This is a genomic window from Streptomyces sp. NPDC102437, from assembly GCF_044765565.1.
Taxonomy (GTDB): domain Bacteria; phylum Actinomycetota; class Actinomycetes; order Streptomycetales; family Streptomycetaceae; genus Streptomyces.
Genome location: NZ_JBIWKI010000009.1, coordinates 218,666 through 237,942, shown reverse-complemented (window position 1 = coordinate 237,942; position 19,277 = coordinate 218,666). Strand labels below are relative to the sequence as shown.

Here is a 19,277-nt window from a genome sequence, read left to right as displayed (position 1 = left end):
CTGTCTTCTCCGGTAGCCCGTCCCCGAACCTGTCCGGCGGGATGGACATCACCGTCCTCGGGCGACCCTGTCGCAACCTTGGAAAGAGCTTGAAACAGCTACTCCGAGCCCTTGGCCTCGGTCTAGGATCGCGCCGGGGGGTGGGTGGCGTGGCCGTGGAATTCCGCGTACTGGGAGGGGTCGAGGCCCGCGTCGACGGCCACCGGATCGACCTGGGGCCCGCACGGCAGCAGCGCGTCCTCGCCGTGCTGCTGCTCGAAGTCGGCCAAGTGGTCACGGCGGACGAACTCGTGGACCGGGTCTGGGGCGAGTGCCCGCCGCAACGCGCCCTGCCGACGCTGTACAGCTACCTCTCCAGGCTGCGCAACGCGTTACGCACCGCGGGCCAGGACGCGCCGGTCGCGCGGCGGTCCGGAGGATACGTACTGACCGTCGCCGCCACCGACGCCGACCTGCACCGCTTCCGGGCCCTGTCCGCCAGGGCCAGGACCACCGCGCACGCGGGGGACGAGCCGGCGGCGGCACGCCTCTTCGAGGAGGCCCTCGCGAACTGGCAGGGCGAGCTGTGCCCCGGCATGGACACCCCGTGGTTCAACTCCCGGCGCGAGGCGGCGCGGGTCGAACGCCTCGCCGCCGTGCTGGACTGGAGCGAGCTCCAGCTGCGCCGCGGGATCCACACCGAGCTGGTGACCGTGCTGGCCCCGCTCGCCGAGGACAACCCGCTGGACGAACGGCTCGCCGGACAGCTGATGCTCGCCCTCTACCGCGGCGGGCGCCCCGCCGACGCCCTCAACCACTACCAGGAACTGCGCCGTCGCCTTGTCGAGGAGCTGGGCATCGACCCGGCACCGCCGCTGCGGAGCCTCCACCAGCAGATCCTGATCTCGGATCCGCGGCTCGCCCCGCCGGCCCGCGACACCGCGCCCGCCCTGACGGCGCGGACCACGACGACACCCCCCTCCACAGCACACGCCACCACGACACACCCCAGACAACTGCCCGCTCGCCCACCCCTGCTGGCCGGCCGGGACAGTGAACTGGTCGGCCTGGACAAACTGTTGGCTCCGCAGGGCGAACCGCACGGCGGGACCGTGCTGATCGCGGTGATCTGCGGAACCGGCGGTGTCGGCAAGACCTCGCTGGCACTGCGCTGGGCCCATGGCTGGCAGGAGCGCTTCCCCGACGGCCAGCTTTTCGCGGATCTGCAGGGCTTCACCCCCTCCGGTGAACCCGCCGACCCGTACGCGGTCATGCGCGGTTTTCTGGAGGCCCTCGGCGCCGACCCCGGGAGCCTTCCCGTAACCCCCCAGGCCCAGGCCGCGCTGTACCGGAGCCTCACGGCGGACCGGCGTCTGCTCATCGTGCTCGACAACGCCCGGGGCACCGACCAGGTGGTGCCCCTGTTACCCGGCAGCCCCAGCTGTACGGTCCTGATCACGAGTCGTCACCGGCTGCCCGGTCTCGCCGCCTCCCACGGCGCCGCCCAGCTCACCCTGGAGACGCTGGACCCCGCCGAGGCGCGCGACCTGCTCGTCCGCCGCCTCGGCTCCGACCGGATCGCCGCGGAACCCGGGGCGGCGACGGAACTCCTGCGCCACTGCGCCGGTCTCCCCATCGCCATCAGCGTCCTCGCCGCCCGCCTCACCACGGACCCGATGCTCACCCTGAGCGCCCTGGCGGCCGAACTCCGGGAAGCGGCGACCCCGCTGGACGCCCTGGAGACGGGCGAACCCAACGGCGACATGCGGATCGTCTTCGCCTCCTCCTACCTCGCGCTCGACGCCGATTCCGCCCGGGTCTTCCGGCAGTTCGCCCAGGCCCCCGGGGCGGACATCGGCCTGCCCGCCGCTGCCAGCCTCACCGGCCTGCCGCTTCCCCGCCTCCGTACCCGGCTGCACCGCCTCCAGGCCCACCACCTCGTCCAGGAACGCGTCCCCGGCCGTTTCACCTGCCACGACCTGCTGCGCGCGTACGCCCTGGAGATGACGGAGGCCGTCGCCCCCGCCGGGGAGGCGGAGGCGGCACTCACCCGGGTACTCGACCACTACGCGCACACCGCCTACGAGGCCGACCGGCTCCTGCTGCCCCACCGCGACCCGTTGGCGTCGGCAACTCCTGCGGACGGCACGCGCCTTGAGGAATTCGCCGACGCCGACCGGGCCATGGCGTGGTTCGCGGGCGAGCACACCGTGCTGACCGCTGCCGTCAACCACGCCGTACGCACCGGACACGATGCCCAGGCATGGCGGATGGCCTGGGCGATCACCACCTTCCTCGCCCGCCGGGCGTGGTGGGTCGACGTCACCGCCGTGCACGGCACCGCGCTCGCCGCCGCGGGCCGCCTCGGGGATCCGTCGGCCCAGGCGGAGTCCCGCCGGGCGCTCGCCTGGGCCTGCACGGAGACCGGGCGCTTCGCGGAGGCCCACCAGGAACTGGCCCACGCGCTGGCCCTCGCGGAGAGACACGGCGACCTCCTCTCCGCCGCCCACACCCATCTCGCCCTCGGCTGGCAGTACGAGCGCGAGGGCGACAACGCCGCCGCGCTGCGCCACGACCAGAGCGCCGTCGAGTACTTCACCTCGGCCGGAAACCTCCCCGGGCGGGCCCGTGCCCTTAACGCCGTGGCCTGGGACCACACCCAGCTCGGGGACCACGAGGCGTCTGTACGCCGCTGCCAGGAGGCGCTGGTGATCCAGCGGGAACTGGGCGACGAACGAGGCCGGGCCGGCACCTGGGACACCCTCGGCTACGCCTACCACCGCCTCGGCGAACACGCGAAGGCCATCGACTGCTACCAGCACAGCCTGGACCTAAACCGCTCATTGGGTCACCGCTACAACGAGGCCGAGACGCTGGTCCACCTGAGCCAGGCCCACTGCGCGACCGAAGCCGTCGAACCGGCCAGGGCCGCACTGCACGAGGCCCTTGCCATCTACCTCGACATCCAGGCGCTCAGCCCCGAGGTGAACGAGGTCCGCGCACTGCTGCGCGAACTCGGCGGTCCGCCGGAACCGGGCTGGCCCACCGCTTGACGCTCTGTACGAAGGTTGCCCGGGCCGGTGCGCGGAACGGCAGGACGGGGTCGTGGCGATCCATGCGCGTCCCTCGATGACGTCCGCGTCGGCAATCGGGTGGGCGGCCCGGGTCGGTGCACGCACATGGGACGCTGTCTGCAACAGTCCGAGAACCACCATCGACGTGTAGCTTTCAGGCGGCGCAACTCGGAACCGTAGAAGGAGCGGGCGTCGGTACGGGTCTAGATCCCTGGGCTGCGGCATGCGCCGCAATGTAGCGGCGTGCGGACGCGCAGGTTCAGGAAACGGGGAATGCGTCACCGCAGGTGTTCACCGCTGCCCGGAGTTCGAGGGGGGCGAGCCGCACCCGTCGCCCGCCCGGTGGAATGCGATCGTGGGCCCGCAGGTTCACACAGCGACAGCGGCATCGGCGCAGAGAGAGCGGAATCATCATGGGCGAGCTGATCCTGATCCGGCACGGCGAGACGGAGTGGTCGCGGTCCGGGCAGCACACGAGCTACACCGATCTGCCGCTGACCGCCGTCGGGGAACGGCAGGCCCGAGCGCTCGCGCCACTGCTCACCGACCGGCGCATCGCGCTCACCCTCGTCTCGCCCGCCGTGCGCGCCCGGCGCACCGCCGAGCTCGCCGGGCTCGCCGCGCCCCGCATCACACCCGAGCTGCGCGAGTGGGACTACGGCGGCTACGAAGGGGTGACCACCGTCGAGATCCGCCGGACCCGCCCCGAGTGGAATCTGTGGACGGACGGGGTCGCCCCCGGACCCGAGGCGCACCCCGGTGAGACCCCGGCCGAGGTCGGGGCGCGCGCCGACCGGGTACTGGCCGAAGTCGCGGAGGCGGCCGGGCGGGACGAGGACGAGGACATCGCGCTCGTCGCGCACTCCCACTTCCTGCGTGTGCTCACCGCCCGCTACCTCGGTCTGACGCCGGCAGAGGGCACGCTGTTCCAGCTCGCCACGGGGGCCGTCTCCCGGCTCGGCACCGAGCACGGGAAGCCGGTCATCACGGCGTGGAATGTGACATTGCCCGAGAGCCTGTTCCCCCGGGCCGTTCCGGAGGCCCCGGCACGGGACTGAGAGGAACGGGACTGGACGTACCGACGGCCGGTACCCCGCCCAGGGGTACCGGCCGTCAGCCTCGACGCAGTCGCAACAGCAGGGTCAGGCGAGCAACTCCAGTTCCGCAAGCGTGCCTTCACCGGCGAACACCAGGCGGTAGTGCGCGTACGAGCCCGGATCGGCCACCGAGAACACCCTCGTCTGCCGGTCCCAGGCGAAGGACTCGGCCGAGCGCTTGTCCAGGTCCTTCCACGTCGTGCCGTCCCAGGAGCCCTGGAGGACCCAGCCGCTAGGCGCCCCGGCCGCCTTGTCCGATGTCAGTGTGTAGCGGACCGCGTCGGTGGCCGAAGGGACGGGCAGGTTCACCGTGGCGACCTCCGCGGAGGTGGCCGAGGTGTTGTCGAACAGGGCGCCGTCGCCCTTCACCACGTCCGCCTGCACTGTCGCCACCTCGTCGTCCGTGGTGATGGACGTCGGTGCCGCGTTCTTGCCGGTGCCCCACGACGACGGCCTCGGGCCCATGTCGAAGTCCAGCACACCGCCCTTCGCCAGCAGGTCGTGCGGGAGCGAAGTGGAGGTCCACTCCTTGCCGTTGACCCGCAGGCCCTGCACATAGATGTTCTTCGCGCTGTTCTTCGGTGCCTTGACGACCAGGTCGTGGCCGTTCTCCAGGTGGACGGTCGTCTTCTTGAAGAGCGGGGAGCCGATCGCGTACTCGCCACTGCCCATGACCAGGGGGTAGAAGCCGAGCGAGGAGAAGAGGTACCAAGCCGACTGCTCGCCGTTGTCCTCGTCGCCGTGGTAGCCCTGCCCGATGCCGCTGCCGGTGTAGAGGCGGCCCAGGACCTCGCGGACCTTCTCCTGCGTCTTCCAGGGCTGCGAGGCCGCGTCGTACATGTAGGTGACGTGGTGCGCGACCTGGTTGCTGTGGCCGTACTGACCCATCCGTACGTCACGCGCCTCGGTCATCTCATGGATGACACCGCCGTACGAGCCGACGAACTCGGGGCCCGCCGTCTCGGGAGTGGAGAAGTACGTGTCGAGCTTCTCGGCCAGGCCGTCCCGGCCGCCGTACAGGTTCGCCAGGCCCCGGCTGTCCTGCGGGGCCGTGAAGGCGTAGCCCCAGCCGTTGGTCTCCGTGTAGTCGTAGCCCCAGACCCGGGGGTCGTACTTGTCCGACGGAAGCCGCCAGTCGCCCTTGGCGTCCCTGCCCTGGAAGAAGCCGGCCTTGTCGTCGAAGAGCTGGACGTAGTTCCGGGCGCGGCCCAGGAAGTACTCGGACTCCTCCTTGTAACGCTCCTTCTTCGTCTTCTTGTAGAGGGCCTGGCCCATCCGCGCGATGCCGTAGTCGTTGAGGTAGCCCTCCAGGGACCAGGACAGGCCCTCGTGGGTGTCGGTGTTCGCGTAGCCGGTGAACGGGGACGTCACCATGCCCTTGCGGCCGACGCCCGAGGACGGCGGGACCACCGTGGCGTTCTTCAGCGCCGCCTCGTACGCCGCCTCCGCGTCGAACTTCACGCCCTTGACGTAGGCGTCCGCGAACGCGACGTCCGAGGAGGTGCCGGTCATCAGGTCGGAGTAGCCGGGGGAGGACCAGCGGGAGATCCAGCCGCCGTCCTTGTACTGCTGGACGAAGCCGTCCACCATCTCGCCGGCCTTGTCAGGGGTGAGGAAGGAGTAGGCGGGCCACGTCGTGCGGTAGGTGTCCCAGAAGCCGTTGTTGACGTAGACCCTGCCGTCGACGATCTTCGCCCCTGTGTGCGTCGGGGTGTCGGAGTCGGCCTGCGGGGAGAACGGACTGGCGTACTTGTCCTTGCCGTCGACCTTCTCGAAGCCCGAGTTCGGGTAGAGGTACAGCCGGTACAGGCTGGAGTAGAGGGTGGTCAGCTGATCGGCCGTGGCACCCTCGACCTCCACCTTGCCCAGGATGTCGTCCCAGGCCCGCTGCGCCCGGTCCTCGACCCGGCCGAAGGAGCGGGTGGCGGGGATCTCGGCGGCCAGGTTCCGCTTCGCCTGGTCGATGCTGATGAGGGAGGTCGCCAGGCGCAGGCCGACCGTGCGGTCCTCGCCGGCGTCGAAGCGGAGGTAACCCGTGACGTCGTCGCCACCGCCGCCGGACAGCTTGCCGCTCGCGGTGACCGGCGCGTCGAAGACGCCGTACACGAAGAGGCGGGTGGCGCCGGTCGAGCCGCCGCTCTTCACGTCGGAGAAGCCGGTGAAGGAGCTGGTGGCCGGGTCGAGGGTGAGGCCGCCGTCGTTGGAGACGTTGTCGAAGACGATGCTCGCGTCGTCACCGGGGTAGGTGAACCGCATCCGGGCCGCGTGGTCGGACGGTGTCATCTCGGCCTTGAGGCCGTTGTCGAATGTCACACCGTAGTAGTGCGGCTTCGCCGTCTCGTTCTCGTGGTGGAACGGCAGGGCACGCGCCTTGCGCGAGGCGTCCGGAGTGCCGGCGACCGCGGACGGCATCAGCTGGAAGGTTTGCCTGTCGCCCATCCAGGGGCTCGGCTCATGGCTGGCGCTGAAGGCCTGGAGGGTGGGCAGGTTGTCGTCGTTGTTGCCTCGCGCGTAGTCGTACAGCCAGCTCGTCGAGCCGGCGTTGGTGACCGGGGTCCAGAAGTTGAAGCCGTTCGGGACCGCGGTGGCGGGGAAGTTGTTGCCACGGGAGAAGGCACCGCTGGAGTTGGTGCCGCGAACCGTCGACGCGTAGTCGGACAGGTGCGCGCGGCGCTTCTCGGGCGCCTTCGGGGCGATCTCGATGTCGTCGATCCAGCCCTGGAACTTCGCCGTGCCCTTGGGGGAGTCGTACGCCACCAGGATCCGGTCCACGGTCCTGCCCGCCGCGACCGTGCCGATCGTCGACTCGACCTTGTTCCACTGGTTGACGTACAGCCGCTTGGCGTCGGCCTGGCCCTGCGGGGTCAGCAGGCCGCCGTTGCCGTCCGTGGCCCGCAGCTCGCTCAGATACGTGCCGTCCGTGAACGCCAGGTCCACCGAGACATGCGTCGCAGGGTAGTCGAGGTCGGTCTCGCCCATCTGGGGATAGACCAGGTAGGACAGTGAGGTGTCACGGGTGACAGCCGTGTTCACGTCGAAGACCTTGTTGTACGAGTACGCCCGGCCGTCCGCCTTGTGCGTACCGGCGTACCGCAGGGCCCGCTTTCCGGTGAAGCCGGCGCCCGCCTTGGCGGTGGGGGAGCCGGAGGGGCCGCGGTCGACGTGGCTGCGCATCTCCTCGGGGGCCGGGGTGGAGGTGTCGCCGTCGGAGAACTGGACGTCGGCGAGCTGGGTGGCGTCGTCGGCGCCGTTGTTCTTCGTGATCTGCAGGCGGAAGTGCTGGTATGCGGTGTCAGATGTGAAATCGTACGACTTCGTCTGGAACCGCTCGGTGAACGTCTGACCGGTCCGGGAGTCGAGGTCCAGCCAGTCCCTGCCGTCGGTGGAGCCCTGGAGGGTCCAGTCCTTCGGGTCGCGCTCGTCGTGGTCATTGGCCGAAGTCAGTGCGTATGTCACTACCTTGGCCGGTTCATCCAGATCGAATTCGACCCAGCCGGTGGGCTCGAAGGTCAGCCACTTGGTGCCGGACTCCACGTCGATCAGGTTTTCCTTGACCTCCCCGCCGCCGGTGTTCTCACCACTGGCGCGGACGTCTGTCACCTTGTCGGTGATATTGCCCGGTATTCCTGCGGAGAATCCGCCATCGACACCCGATGACCGCTTCTTTCCGTCCGGACCCTCTTCTACGGTGTTGCGCCAGTCCGGCTGCTTTTCATCCGCTTCGAACGACGAGTTGAATGTCCGGTCGCCCGAAGGCGAGCGGCTTTCTTCGTGTGCGGCGGCCGACTGTGCGGCGGCCACGGAGGGGGCGGTCACGACCAGAACGAGTGAAGCCGCGACCAGTGCGGCCGTACGGCTTTGTCTCTTGCGAGAACCATGTCGGGGCTGCATGCCGAGCCATTCCTCCCGAGGAGTACACCTGGACAACGTTGTCAGAGAGATGCGTAAGGTCCAGTAGGGAGCCAAGTGCAGGGACGTGTCAAGGGTGTTGGACGGGGAGCGCAAGGTGAATCGACCGTATTGCGGAAATCGTTGCACCCGGGCAGGAGCATGCGGGGGCCATGTATCCGCGAGGTCTCAACTCGGGAAAGACTGCTGCTCAAAGTCGCATTCGATCTTGCTCAGTCGGCGGGAAGTGGACTATACCTGTCGGCGTCCGCACAGCTTTCCCGGCGACGCGGACGAGGGGGACACGAGGAAGGGCCGCGGACAGCACGACGGGTGCGTCCGATGCCGGATCTTCCCGACCCCCCACTGCACCTGGCTAGCCTGAAATCAGCATTACCCAAGCGCAACTGACCGCGGTGGCGGGGCCCTTCGCCTGAGGCGAATATCTACGGGCGACCGGTACACACCGCCTGAGTCCTGGAGAAGGCGAGGACTTGAGCATGGGATCCACCTCCGCCCACAAGAATGAGGGCCTTGGCCGTCGCGATGTGATCAAGCGATCGGCCGCACTCGGCCTGATCAGCGTTCCGGCGATGGGCTTCCTGTCGGCGTGCGCCAGCGGCGACAGCGGCAGCGACAAGAAGGTCGAGAAGGGCAAGGTCACCAAGGCCAACCCGCTCGGCGTCAATGAGACGGCCCCGCTCGAGGTGGTCATCTTCGACGGCGGCTTCGGCCAGCAGTACGCGATCGACGCGGAGAAGAAGTACAACGCCGCGTTCCCGAAGGCCCCGAAGGTCAAGCATGTCGCGACCCAGAAGATCCAGTCGCAGCTGCAGCCCCGCTTCAACGGCGGCACCCCGCCGGACCTGATCGACAACTCCGGCGCCGAGCAGATGGACATGGGTGTCCTGGTCGGCAAGAAGCAGCTGCTCGACCTGACGCCGCTGATGGACGCCCCGTCCATCGACGACCCGAGCAAGAAGGTCCGCGACACGCTGCGCCCCGGTGTCCTGGAGATGGGTCAGTTCGACGGCGACCCGGTCTGGATCATGTACTACGCGTACACCGTGTACGGCGTCTGGTACTCGCAGACCGCGCTGGAGAAGCTCGACGCGGAGTACCCGGAGGACTGGGACGCCATGCTCGCCCTCTGCGCGAAGGCGAAGAAGCAGGGCATCGCGGGCTGGACGTACGCCGGTAAGTACCCGTACTACCTGCCGTTCTCGCTCTACCCGTTCATCGGCAAGATCGGTGGCCGGGAGGTTCTCGACAAGATCGACAACCTGGAGCCGAACGCCTGGAAGGACCCCGCGGTCAAGGCGGCCTTCGAGGCGTACTACGAGCTGTACAAGAAGGGGTACATCCTCAAGGGCACCCCCGGTCTGACCCACATCCAGTCGCAGACCGAGTGGACCAAGGGCAAGGCGCTCTTCCTCCCGAACGGTTCGTGGGTGGAGAACGAGGCCGCGCCGACCACGCCCAAGGACTTCAAGATGATGGTCGCGGCGCCGTCCAGCCTGGACTCGTCCGACAAGATGCCGTTCGGCACCATCTGGGCCTCCGGCGGCGAGCCCTTCGTCGTCCCGGCCAACGCGAAGAACCCCCAGGGCGGCATGGAGCAGCTGCGCATCATGCTCTCCGAGGAGTCCTCGAAGAACTTCACCAAGCAGGTCAAGTCGCTCAGCGCGTTCAACGGCGGCACCGACGGTCTGACCCTGTCGACCGCCATGCAGTCCGGTGTCGACGCGCTGAAGAAGGCCGGCGACAACGTGGTGAACCCGCGCCTGCAGGACTGGTACGTGAAGCTCCAGAAGGAGCAGATCGGTGTCGCCGGTATCGGCGAGATGATGGCCGGCCGCGCGACCCCGGCGGAAGCCATCAAGAAGATCCAGGCCTTCGCCGACGCGGCGGCCAAGGACCAGTCCATCAAGCACTACAAGCACCAGTGAGCAACCGTCACCAGCGGCGGCACCCGCAGAAAGATCGGGGTCGGTAAACGATGCAGCATGGCAAGTACCGTTTCATCGTGGGATTCTTGGTACTCCCACTCGCGTTGTACGCGGTCTTCGTCATTTGGCCGTTCATCCAGTCCATCTACTACTCGTTCACGGACTGGACCGGTCTGAGCCCCGACTTCAAGATGGTCGGGTTCGACAACTACACGAGGATGCTGAAGGACGACATCTTCTGGAAGTCGTTGCAGCACAGCGTGTTGCTTGTGGTGCTGCTGCCGCTGGTGACGCTGGGCCTGGCGCTCTTCTTCGCCTTCATGCTCAATGTCGGGGGCCGGCGGCGCAAGAACGCCGCGGTCTCCGGCGTGCGCGGCTCAAGTTTCTACAAGATCGCCTATTTCTTCCCGCAGGTGCTCTCGATCGTCATCGTGGCCCTGCTCTTCCAGTTCGCCTTCAACCCCACCAGCGGGATGCTGAATTCGACACTGAAGACGATCGGTCTGGGCTCCATCCAGCCGGACTGGCTGGGCGATCCGAGTCTCGCGCTGGTCTGCGTCATGTCGGTGCTGGTCTGGTCCACGGTCGGATTCTTCGTCGTCCTGTTCTCGGCCGGAATGGCATCCATCCCGAAGGACTTCTACGAGGCGGCGCTGCTCGACGGCGCCAACCGCTTCACCACGTTCTTCAAGATCACGCTTCCGCTGCTCTGGGACACGGTGCAGTCGGGCTGGGTCTACATGGGGATTCTGGCCCTCGGCGTCGAGGCGTTCACCGCGGTGCAGGTCATGACCGTGGGCCCCGGTGGCCCCGACTACTCGACCACCGTCCTGCCGCTGTACGTGTACCAGACGGCCTTCCGCGACGGGCAGGCCGGCTACGCGACGACGATCGGTGTCGGACTGCTCGTCGTCACCATGGCCTTCGCCGCCATCGTGATGCGACTGGGCCGGCGCGATCGGCTGGAGTTCTGATGCTGCGATTCCCGGGAGACGGTCCCCGGACCCCCAGCAGGCACCACAGGTCGGCCTCCGTGTCCGGCTCGACAGTACGAGGTGAGTACACGTGAAGACGACTGACACCCCGCCCGCCGCCGCCCCGGCCGCCGACCCCGCCCCGGTGGCCAAGTCGCCCGCATCCGCCGCCAAGGAGAAGAGCAGCGAGGGCCAGGTCCTCAATGTCTTCTCGCACGGTGTGCTGATCATCTGGGCGATCCTGGTCGTCCTGCCGCTGCTGTGGGCGGTGATGGCGTCGTTCAAGACCGACGACTCGATCCTGTCGACACCCTGGGCACTGCCCGACAAGCTGCACTTCGAGAACTGGTCGCGCGCCTGGAGTCAGGCGCACATGAGCGACTACTTCTTCAACACGGTGGTGGTGGTGGGCTGCTCGCTCGTCGGCACTCTGCTGCTCGGCTCGATGGCGGCGTACGTACTGGCGCGGTTCGACTTCCCCGGCAACCGCTTCATCTACTACCTGTTCATCGGCGGGATGAGCTTCCCGATCATCCTGGCGCTGGTCCCGCTGTTCTTCGTCATGAACAACATGGCCCTGCTGAACACGCGCCACGGACTGATCATGGTCTACATCGCGTACTCGCTGCCGTTCACCGTCTTCTTCCTCACCTCGTTCTTCCGGACCCTGCCGAGCTCGGTGGCGGAAGCCGCGATGCTCGACGGCGCCTCGCACACCCGGACGTTCTTCCAGGTGATGCTGCCGATGGCGAAGCCCGGGCTGATCAGTGTCGGTATCTTCAACTTCCTCGGTCAGTGGAACCAGTACATGCTGCCGACGGTCCTGAACACGGAACCGAAATACCGGGTGCTCTCGCAGGGCCTGGTCGAACTGGCCACCAGCCAGGGGTACAAGGGGGACTGGTCCGGGCTCTTCGCCGGTCTGGTGATGGCGATGCTGCCGGTCCTCGCGGCCTACATCATCTTCCAGCGCCAGGTCGTCGCCGGCCTCACCGCGGGCGCGGTGAAGTAGCGCCCCGGCACGGCTTTTTCCCCGTACACACGAACCGCCCGTCGGCCACGCGCCGGCGGGCGGTTCCTGCGTGCTCCGAGGCTGCCCGGGGTGCGGCCGGGGTGCTCATCCGAGGGCTTCGCTTGCTCAAGGTCTTGACGGGGGGTGTCGCAAAACGCTCAGCTTAGAGTTCACATGTTAGAGAAAACGGTAGGAGTGAGAGCGTCGATGGAGACTCCGGGGTCGCAGACATCTCTGCATCGCGCCAACCTTGAGCGGGTCGTGCGTGCGGTACGCATGGCCGGTTCGCTCACCCAGGCGGAGATCGCACGGAGCACCGGCCTGTCAGCGGCCACCGTCTCCAACATCGTTCGTGAACTGAAGGACGGCGGCACGGTCGAGGTCACCCCCACCTCGGCGGGCGGCCGCCGGGCCCGCAGCGTCTCGCTCAGCGGAGACGCGGGCATCGTGATCGGGGTCGACTTCGGCCATACGCATCTGCGGGTGGCGGTCGGCAACCTCGCCCACCAGGTGCTCGCCGAAGAGGCCGAGCCGCTGGACGTCGACGCCTCGTCCGCGGAGGGGTTCGGGCGGGCGGAGCAGCTGGTCAGGCGGCTGATCGAGACGACCGGCATCGGTCCGGACAAGGTGATCGGGGTGGGCCTCGGTGTACCCGGCCCGATCGACGTGGAGTCCGGCACGCTGGGCTCCACGTCGATCCTGCCGGGCTGGACGGGCATCAACCCGAGCAGGGAACTGGAGGGCCGGCTCGGAGTGCCGGTGTACGTCGACAACGACGCCAACCTCGGCGCGCTCGGCGAGCTGGTGTGGGGGAGCGGCCGGGGCGTCAAGGACCTCGCCTACATCAAGGTCGCCAGCGGGGTCGGCGCCGGCCTGGTGATCGACGGGCGCATCTACCGGGGCCCGGGCGGCACGGCCGGCGAGATCGGGCACATCACGCTCGACGAGTCGGGCCCGGTCTGCCGCTGCGGCAACCGGGGCTGTCTGGAGACCTTCACGGCCGCCCGGTACGTGCTGCCGCTGCTCCAGCCCAGCCACGGGCCCGATCTCACCATGGAACGGGTGGTCCAGCTGGCCCGCGAGGGCGATCCGGGCTGCCGCCGGGTGATCGGGGACGTCGGGCGGCACATCGGCAGCGGGGTGGCCAATCTCTGCAACCTGCTCAACCCCAGCCGGGTGGTCCTCGGTGGATCGCTCGCCGAGGCGGGCGAGTTGGTGCTCGCACCGATCCGTGACTCGGTCTCGCGCTACGCCATTCCGAGCGCCGCCCGGCAGCTCTCGGTGCTGCCGGGGGCGCTGGGCGGCCGGGCCGAAGTCCTGGGCGCACTGGCCCTGGTGCTCAGCGAGATGGGGGATTCGACCCTTTTGGAGAGCACCCTGCCGAAGGCCACTCCTGCCTTCACTTAGATAACGAATGGCACCGTTGTCATCTCGTTAAGGATTTACTCCTTGACGCTGACGTTGCGGCCGAGTTGACTGCCAGCCACCTCGGCCGCAACGTTGCGGCCTCGTCAGGGAGGCAACCCGTAATGAACGCAACGACGCGACGCATCGTCATAGGAACGGCCGCAGTCTCCATGGCCGTCTCCCTCGCGGCCTGTGGCAAGGCCGGCGACGACAAGGACTCCGGCAGCGGCGGCGACGGCAAGACCATCGGCCTGCTCCTGCCGGAGAACAAGACCACGCGTTACGAGACGTTCGACCGCCCCATCATGGAGGCGAAGATCAAGGCGCTGTGCTCCGACTGCGAGGTCAAGTACAACAACGCCGCGCAGGACAGCGAGACCCAGAAGAAGCAGTTCGACGCGCTCGTCACGCAGGGTGTGAAGGTCATCATCCTGGACACCGTCGACTACAAGGCCGCGAAGTCCTGGGTCCAGCAGGCCGCGAAGAAGGACGTCAAGGTCGTCGCGTACGACCGTCTCGCCGAGGGCCCGATCTCCGCCTATGTGTCGTACGACAACGAGAAGATCGGCCAGCTCCAGGGCGAGGCGCTGGTCAAGGCGATGGGAGCCAAGGCCAAGGACAGCAACGTTGTCATGATCAACGGCTCGCCGACCGACCCGAACGCCCCCTTCTTCAAGAAGGGCGCGCACAGCGTCCTCGACAAGCAGGTCAAGAAGGTCGTGTACGAGCAGGACATCCCGGACTGGTCGGCGGACGAGGCCAACAAGAAGATGGGAGCGGCCATCGACTCCCTGGGCAAGGACGGCTTCCAGGGCGTCTACTCCGCCAACGACGGCATGGCCGGCGGCATCATCACGGCACTGAAGAAGCAGGGCGTGAAGGTCCCGGTCGGCGGTCAGGACTCCGAGCTCGCCGGTCTGCAGCGCATCCTCGCGGGCGAGCAGTCCTTCTCGATCTACAAGCAGATCAAGCCGGAGGCCGAGACCACCGCCGAGATCGCCGTCCGGTTGCTCAAGGGTGAGAAGTTCGACGACCTGGCCCCGGTCAAGGTCGACAGCCTCTCGGGCGAGTTCAAGGGCATCCCGTCCAAGCTGTACGACGCCTCGGTCGTGACCAAGGAGAACATCGCCTCCACGATCGTCGCCGACAAGGTCTACAAGGTCGAGGAGATCTGCACCGCCCAGTACAAGGCGGCCTGCGATGCCGCCGGCGTCAAGTAGTCACCCGCCGGCAGACGTCACCCGGTCCGGTCCGGCGCCCGCCCCGTCCATGCCCCGCAGCAAGGGGCGGGCGCCGGACTTCTCACCGGTCCCGGTCACCGCACACGGCCGCCCTCCGGGGCACAGCCTGGGCCCCGGCCGGCACGGAACCCCCTTCCCGGGCGCCATCTCGGCGCGTGGTCGTCCCCCGGCGACGACGTTCCGAGGCGGACCGGTGAAGGCGTTCCGGGCCGCCCGGCGGCCCGGTGACCGCCACCGCCCCCTGTGCTCAGCAGCACCATCCCCGCCGGTCAGGCGGCGAAGGAGATGATTCACGTGTCCGCTACGCCCGTGCTGGCGTTGCGCGGAATCTCCAAGCGGTTCGGCGCCGTCCAGGCGCTCACCGATGTGGACCTGGAGATTCGTTCCGGCGAAGTGGTCGCCCTGGTCGGCGACAACGGCGCCGGCAAGTCGACGCTCGTCAAGACCATTTCGGGTGTCCACCCGATCGACGAAGGCTCCATCGAGTGGGAGGGCACGCCGGTCCGGATCAACCGGCCCAACGACGCCCAGGAACTCGGAGTCGCCACCGTCTACCAGGACCTGGCGCTCTGCGACAACCTCGATGTGGTCGCCAACCTCTTCCTCGGCAGCGAACTGCGCAAGGCCTCCGTCCTCGACGAGATCGGGATGGAGAAGCGAGCCAAGGAACTGCTCGACACGCTGTCCATCCGGATACCCAGCGTCCGCATCCCGGTCGCCTCGCTCTCCGGTGGTCAGCGCCAAGTCGTGGCCATCGCCCGCGCCTTGATCGGTGACCCCAAGGTCGTCATCCTCGACGAGCCGACCGCCGCCCTCGGCGTCGAGCAGACCGCCCAGGTCCTCGACCTCGTCGAGCGGCTGCGCGAGCGCGGCCACGGCGTCATCCTCATCAGTCACAACATGGCCGACGTGCGCGCCGTCGCCGACAAGGTGGCAGTGCTGCGGCTGGGCCGCAACAACGGAGTCTTCGACGTGGCGACCACGTCCCACGAGGAGATCATCTCCGCGATCACCGGTGCCACGGACAACGCCGTCACGCGCCGTCAGGCCCGCACAGTCACGAAGGAGGGCGCGAAGTGAGCGACCTCGCCAAGTCCCCCGAAACCGCTGCCGACAAGCCCGCCGCGGCGACACCCGAAGCCGAGCCGTCGGCTGCCCCCGCCCCCGCGGTGGACCCGCGCCTGCTCGTCCGCGAGGAGGGCTTCAAGGGCTACTGGTCCGAGTTCACCCGCAAGGTGCGCGGCGGCGAGCTCGGCTCGCTGCCGGTCCTGGTCGGCCTGATCATCATCGCGGTCGTCTTCCAGTTCCAGAACAGCAACTTCCTGTCCGCCAGCTCCATCGCCAACGTCGCCGTCTACAGTTCCGGCCTCGGCATCATGGCGGTCGGCATCGTCTTCGTGCTGCTGCTCGGCGAGATCGACCTGTCCGTCGGCTCGGTCGCCGGTGTCGGCGCGGCAGTCTGGGCCGTGCTCAACGTCAACCACGGCTGGAACGACTGGTCGGCGGTGCTCGTCGCGGTGCTCTCCGGCATGGTGCTCGGCGCGCTGCACGGCTTCTTCTTCGCCAAGATCGGGGTGCCGGCCTTCGTCGTCACCCTGGCCGGTTTCCTCGGCTGGAGCGGTCTGCAGGAGTGGATGATGGGCGGTGAGGGCTCGATCAACACGCCGTCCGGCAGCATCGTCGAGAACCTCACCAACTACTTCTTCGAGGACAAGGCCGTCGCGTACGGAGTCGCCCTGGTTGCCGTCCTCGCCTACGCCGCCTCGCTCCTGATGGACAGCCGGCGCCGCGGGGCCGCGGGCCTGCCCGCCCGTCCCACCACCGAGGTCCTGCTCCGCACGGGCATCGTCGCGATCCTCTGCTTCGCCGTCGCGTACGTCCTGAACGAGCCCTCCGGCGCCCGCGGCCTGCCGCTGGCCCTGGTGATCTTCCTCGCCGTGCTGGTCGTCGCTGACTTCGTGGCCCGCCGGACCACCTTCGGCCGCCAGGTCTTCGCGGTCGGCGGCAACCCGGAGGCCGCGCGCCGAGCCGGTATCAACGTCGACCGGATCCGGATCACCGTCTTCGCGCTCTCCGGAATGCTGGGCGCCTTCGGCGGCCTCTTCATCGCCAGCCTCTCCGGCGGCGCCACCAAGAGCGTCGGCGGCGGCAACACACTGATGCTGGTCATCGCGGCCGCCGTCATCGGCGGCACCAGCCTCTTCGGCGGCCGGGGCAAGGTCTGGTCCGCGCTGCTCGGCATGATCGTGATCCAGTCGATCCAGCAGGGCCTGAACATGATCGGGATGGCCAACGCCATCCAGTACATGATCACCGGCGCGGTGCTGCTGGCCGCCGTGGTCATCGACTCGGTCTCCCGCCGCACGCAGAAGACCGCAGGTCGCGCGTAAGGGAGACCGTGGGCCGCGCCCAGCAGGCCTTGCGACGCGCGTAAAGGCCTTACGAACAGCCTTGAAATATCACATAGGCACCGCTCAGTGCCCGGCGCCCCGACAGGGAGCCGGGCACTGCCGGGTGCGGGTGCGCCGGGTGTGACAGCACTCTCCATGCCCGATGCCCGCGCGGGCGGACGGAACATTAGACTCATCGGATCGGCATGCTCGACCAGCTCAATACGCCAAGGAGGCACGGGTGGCCCTGCTGACCCGCATCGGTGGACCGCGTGACCTGGACCGGCTCACTCCCGAGCAGCTGGACCAGCTCGCCGAAGAGATCCGGACCTTCCTGGTCGACGCCGTATCGAAGACCGGTGGCCACCTCGGCCCCAACCTGGGTGTGGTCGAGCTGACCATCGCCCTGCACCGGGTCTTCGATTCACCGAAGGACAAGGTCCTCTGGGACACCGGCCACCAGAGCTACGTGCACAAGCTGCTCACCGGCCGCCAGGACTTCTCCAGGCTCAAGATGAAGGGCGGCCTGTCCGGCTACCCCTCGCAGGCCGAGTCCGAGCACGACGTCATCGAGAACTCGCACGCCTCGACGGTCCTCGGCTGGGCCGACGGCCTCGCCAAGGCCAACGAGGTCCTCAAGAAGGACGACCACGTCGTCGCGGTCATCGGTGACGGCGCGCTCACCGGCGGCATGGCCTGGGAGGCGCTGAACAACATCGCCGCCGCCAAGGACCGCCCGCTCGTCATCGTCGTCAACGACAACGAGCGCTCCTACGCGCCGACCATCGGCGGCCTCGCCAACCACCTCGCGACGCTGCGCACCACCGACGGCTACGAGCGGTTCCTGGCCCGCGGCAAGGACCTCCTGGAGCGGACCCCCGTCGTCGGGAAGCCGCTGTACGAGACGCTGCACGGCGCCAAGAAGGGGCTGAAGGACTTCATCGCCCCGCAGGGCATGTTCGAGGACCTCGGTCTGAAGTACGTCGGCCCGATCGACGGCCACGACATCGAGGCCCTGGAGTCCGCGCTCCAGCGCGCCAAGCGCTTCGGCGGACCCGTCATCGTGCACTGCCTCACCGAGAAGGGCCGCGGCTACACCCCTGCCCTGCTCGACGAGGCGGATCGTTTCCACGCGGTCGGCAAGATCCACCCCGACACCGGCCTCCCGGTCGCCACCTCCGGACTCGACTGGACCTCCGTGTTCGGCGAGGAGATGGTCAAGCTCGGCAAGGAGCGCGAGGACATCGTCGCGATCACGGCGGCCATGCTCCAGCCGGTCGGCCTGACCAAGTTCGAGAAGGCGTTCCCGGACCGGATCTACGACGTCGGTATCGCCGAGCAGCACGGCGCGGTCTCCGCGGCCGGCCTCGCCACCGGCGGACTGCACCCCGTCTTCGCGGTGTACGCCACCTTCCTCAACCGCGCCTTCGACCAGGTCCTGATGGACGTCGCGCTGCACAAGTGCGGTGTGACCTTCGTCCTGGACCGGGCCGGTGTCACCGGCACCGACGGCGCCTCGCACAACGGCATGTGGGACATGTCGATCCTCCAGTGCGTGCCCACGCTCCGGATCGCCGCCCCGCGCGACGCCGACCAGGTCCGCGCCCAGCTGCGCGAGGCCGTCGAGGTCGATGACGCACCGACGGTGGTCCGCTTCTCCAAGGGCGCGGTCGGCCCGGCGGTCAAGGCCGTCGGCAGGGTCGGGGGCATGGACGTGCTGCGCGAGCCCGGCACCATCCGTCCGGACGTACTGCTGGTCTCCGTCGGCGCGCTCGCCCCGATGTGCCTGGAGATCGCCGATCTGCTGGAGGCCCAGGGCATCTCGACGACCGTTGTCGACCCGCGCTGGGTCAAACCGGTCGACGAGGCCATGGCCCCGCTCGCCGAGCAGCACCGGGTCGTCGTCACCGTCGAGGACAACAGCCGGGCCGGCGGCGTCGGCTCCGCCGTCGCCCAGGCGCTGCGCGACGCCGGGGTCGACGTACCGCTGCGTGACTTCGGCATCCCGCCGCGCTTCCTCGACCACGCCTCCCGCAAGGAGGTCATGGCCGAGATCGGGCTGACCGCGCCGGACATCGCCCGCCAGGTCACCGGCCTCGTGGCCAAGCTGGACGGCCGCTTCGAGAGCGCTGCCGACAGCCGCTCCGTGATCGAGCCCGCCCGCGACTGACGCCAGGTCCTTCGTCAGGACGGCGGACACCGATACGACCGGTGGGCCGGTCGGGTCACCCTGTACGGGTGGTCCGTCCGGCCCATTCGCGTGAAA

General features: G+C 68.5%; 11 protein-coding genes. 10 read left to right on the top strand and 1 reads right to left on the bottom strand.

The window, feature by feature from the left end; all coding sequences use genetic code 11:
* The first annotated feature begins 149 nt into the window (after positions 1–149).
* On the top strand, positions 150–3,032 hold the full coding sequence (locus ACIRJP_RS14600) for an AfsR/SARP family transcriptional regulator (protein WP_404172795.1): 2,883 nt from the start codon (positions 150–152) through the stop codon (positions 3,030–3,032).
* 434 nt (positions 3,033–3,466) lie between these two features.
* Positions 3,467–4,111 carry a histidine phosphatase family protein gene (locus ACIRJP_RS14595; RefSeq protein WP_404172792.1) on the top strand — a complete coding sequence of 215 codons (645 nt, stop codon included), beginning with the start codon at positions 3,467–3,469 and terminating at the stop codon, positions 4,109–4,111.
* Between the two features lie 84 nt (positions 4,112–4,195).
* On the opposite strand, the gene ACIRJP_RS14590 is transcribed toward ACIRJP_RS14595, so the two are convergent.
* Positions 4,196–8,041, bottom strand: a complete 3,846-nt coding sequence (locus ACIRJP_RS14590; RefSeq protein ID WP_404172789.1) for a GH92 family glycosyl hydrolase — start codon at positions 8,039–8,041, stop codon at positions 4,196–4,198.
* A 497-nt stretch (positions 8,042–8,538) separates the two neighbouring features.
* On the opposite strand from ACIRJP_RS14590, the gene ngcE reads away from it, so the two are divergent.
* The 8 genes from ngcE (at position 8,539) to dxs (ending at position 19,181) form a co-directional block, all read left to right on the top strand.
* On the top strand, positions 8,539–9,987 hold the full coding sequence (gene ngcE, locus ACIRJP_RS14585; protein WP_356079476.1) for an N-acetylglucosamine/diacetylchitobiose ABC transporter substrate-binding protein: 1,449 nt from the start codon (positions 8,539–8,541) through the stop codon (positions 9,985–9,987).
* 50 nt (positions 9,988–10,037) lie between these two features.
* Positions 10,038–10,961, top strand: a complete 924-nt coding sequence (locus tag ACIRJP_RS14580; protein WP_404172786.1) for a carbohydrate ABC transporter permease — start codon at positions 10,038–10,040, stop codon at positions 10,959–10,961.
* 91 nt (positions 10,962–11,052) lie between these two features.
* Positions 11,053–11,973: a carbohydrate ABC transporter permease gene (locus tag ACIRJP_RS14575; RefSeq protein ID WP_404172783.1), complete on the top strand. Its 921-nt coding sequence runs from the start codon at positions 11,053–11,055 to the stop codon at positions 11,971–11,973.
* Positions 11,974–12,180: 207 nt separating this feature from the next.
* Positions 12,181–13,380 carry an ROK family transcriptional regulator gene (locus tag ACIRJP_RS14570; protein ID WP_266729112.1) on the top strand — a complete coding sequence of 400 codons (1,200 nt, stop codon included), beginning with the start codon at positions 12,181–12,183 and terminating at the stop codon, positions 13,378–13,380.
* A 122-nt stretch (positions 13,381–13,502) separates the two neighbouring features.
* Positions 13,503–14,600 carry a substrate-binding domain-containing protein gene (locus ACIRJP_RS14565; protein WP_404172780.1) on the top strand — a complete coding sequence of 366 codons (1,098 nt, stop codon included), beginning with the start codon at positions 13,503–13,505 and terminating at the stop codon, positions 14,598–14,600.
* A 306-nt stretch (positions 14,601–14,906) separates the two neighbouring features.
* Positions 14,907–15,701 (top strand): ATP-binding cassette domain-containing protein, encoded by a 795-nt coding sequence (locus tag ACIRJP_RS14560; RefSeq protein ID WP_383720680.1) that lies wholly within the window; start codon positions 14,907–14,909, stop codon positions 15,699–15,701.
* On the top strand, positions 15,698–17,011 hold the full coding sequence (locus tag ACIRJP_RS14555; RefSeq protein ID WP_404172777.1) for a sugar ABC transporter permease: 1,314 nt from the start codon (positions 15,698–15,700) through the stop codon (positions 17,009–17,011). Before ACIRJP_RS14560 ends, ACIRJP_RS14555 begins: the two co-directional genes overlap by 4 nt.
* Positions 17,012–17,252: 241 nt before the next feature.
* On the top strand, positions 17,253–19,181 hold the full coding sequence (gene dxs / locus ACIRJP_RS14550) for a 1-deoxy-D-xylulose-5-phosphate synthase (protein ID WP_351256702.1): 1,929 nt from the start codon (positions 17,253–17,255) through the stop codon (positions 19,179–19,181).
* The last annotated feature ends 96 nt before the right edge of the window (positions 19,182–19,277 follow it).

Bases quoted from the DNA above. Each gene is read 5' to 3' on its own strand.
- ACIRJP_RS14595 (WP_404172792.1), top strand. From the start codon at position 3,467: ATGGGCGAGCTGATCCTGATCCGGCACGGCGAGACGGAGTGGTCGCGG.
- ACIRJP_RS14590 (WP_404172789.1), bottom strand. From the start codon at position 8,041: ATGCAGCCCCGACATGGTTCTCGCAAGAGACAAAGCCGTACGGCCGCA.
- ngcE (WP_356079476.1), top strand. From the start codon at position 8,539: ATGGGATCCACCTCCGCCCACAAGAATGAGGGCCTTGGCCGTCGCGAT.
- ACIRJP_RS14580 (WP_404172786.1), top strand. From the start codon at position 10,038: ATGCAGCATGGCAAGTACCGTTTCATCGTGGGATTCTTGGTACTCCCA.
- ACIRJP_RS14570 (WP_266729112.1), top strand. From the start codon at position 12,181: ATGGAGACTCCGGGGTCGCAGACATCTCTGCATCGCGCCAACCTTGAG.
- ACIRJP_RS14565 (WP_404172780.1), top strand. From the start codon at position 13,503: ATGAACGCAACGACGCGACGCATCGTCATAGGAACGGCCGCAGTCTCC.
- ACIRJP_RS14560 (WP_383720680.1), top strand. From the start codon at position 14,907: ATGATTCACGTGTCCGCTACGCCCGTGCTGGCGTTGCGCGGAATCTCC.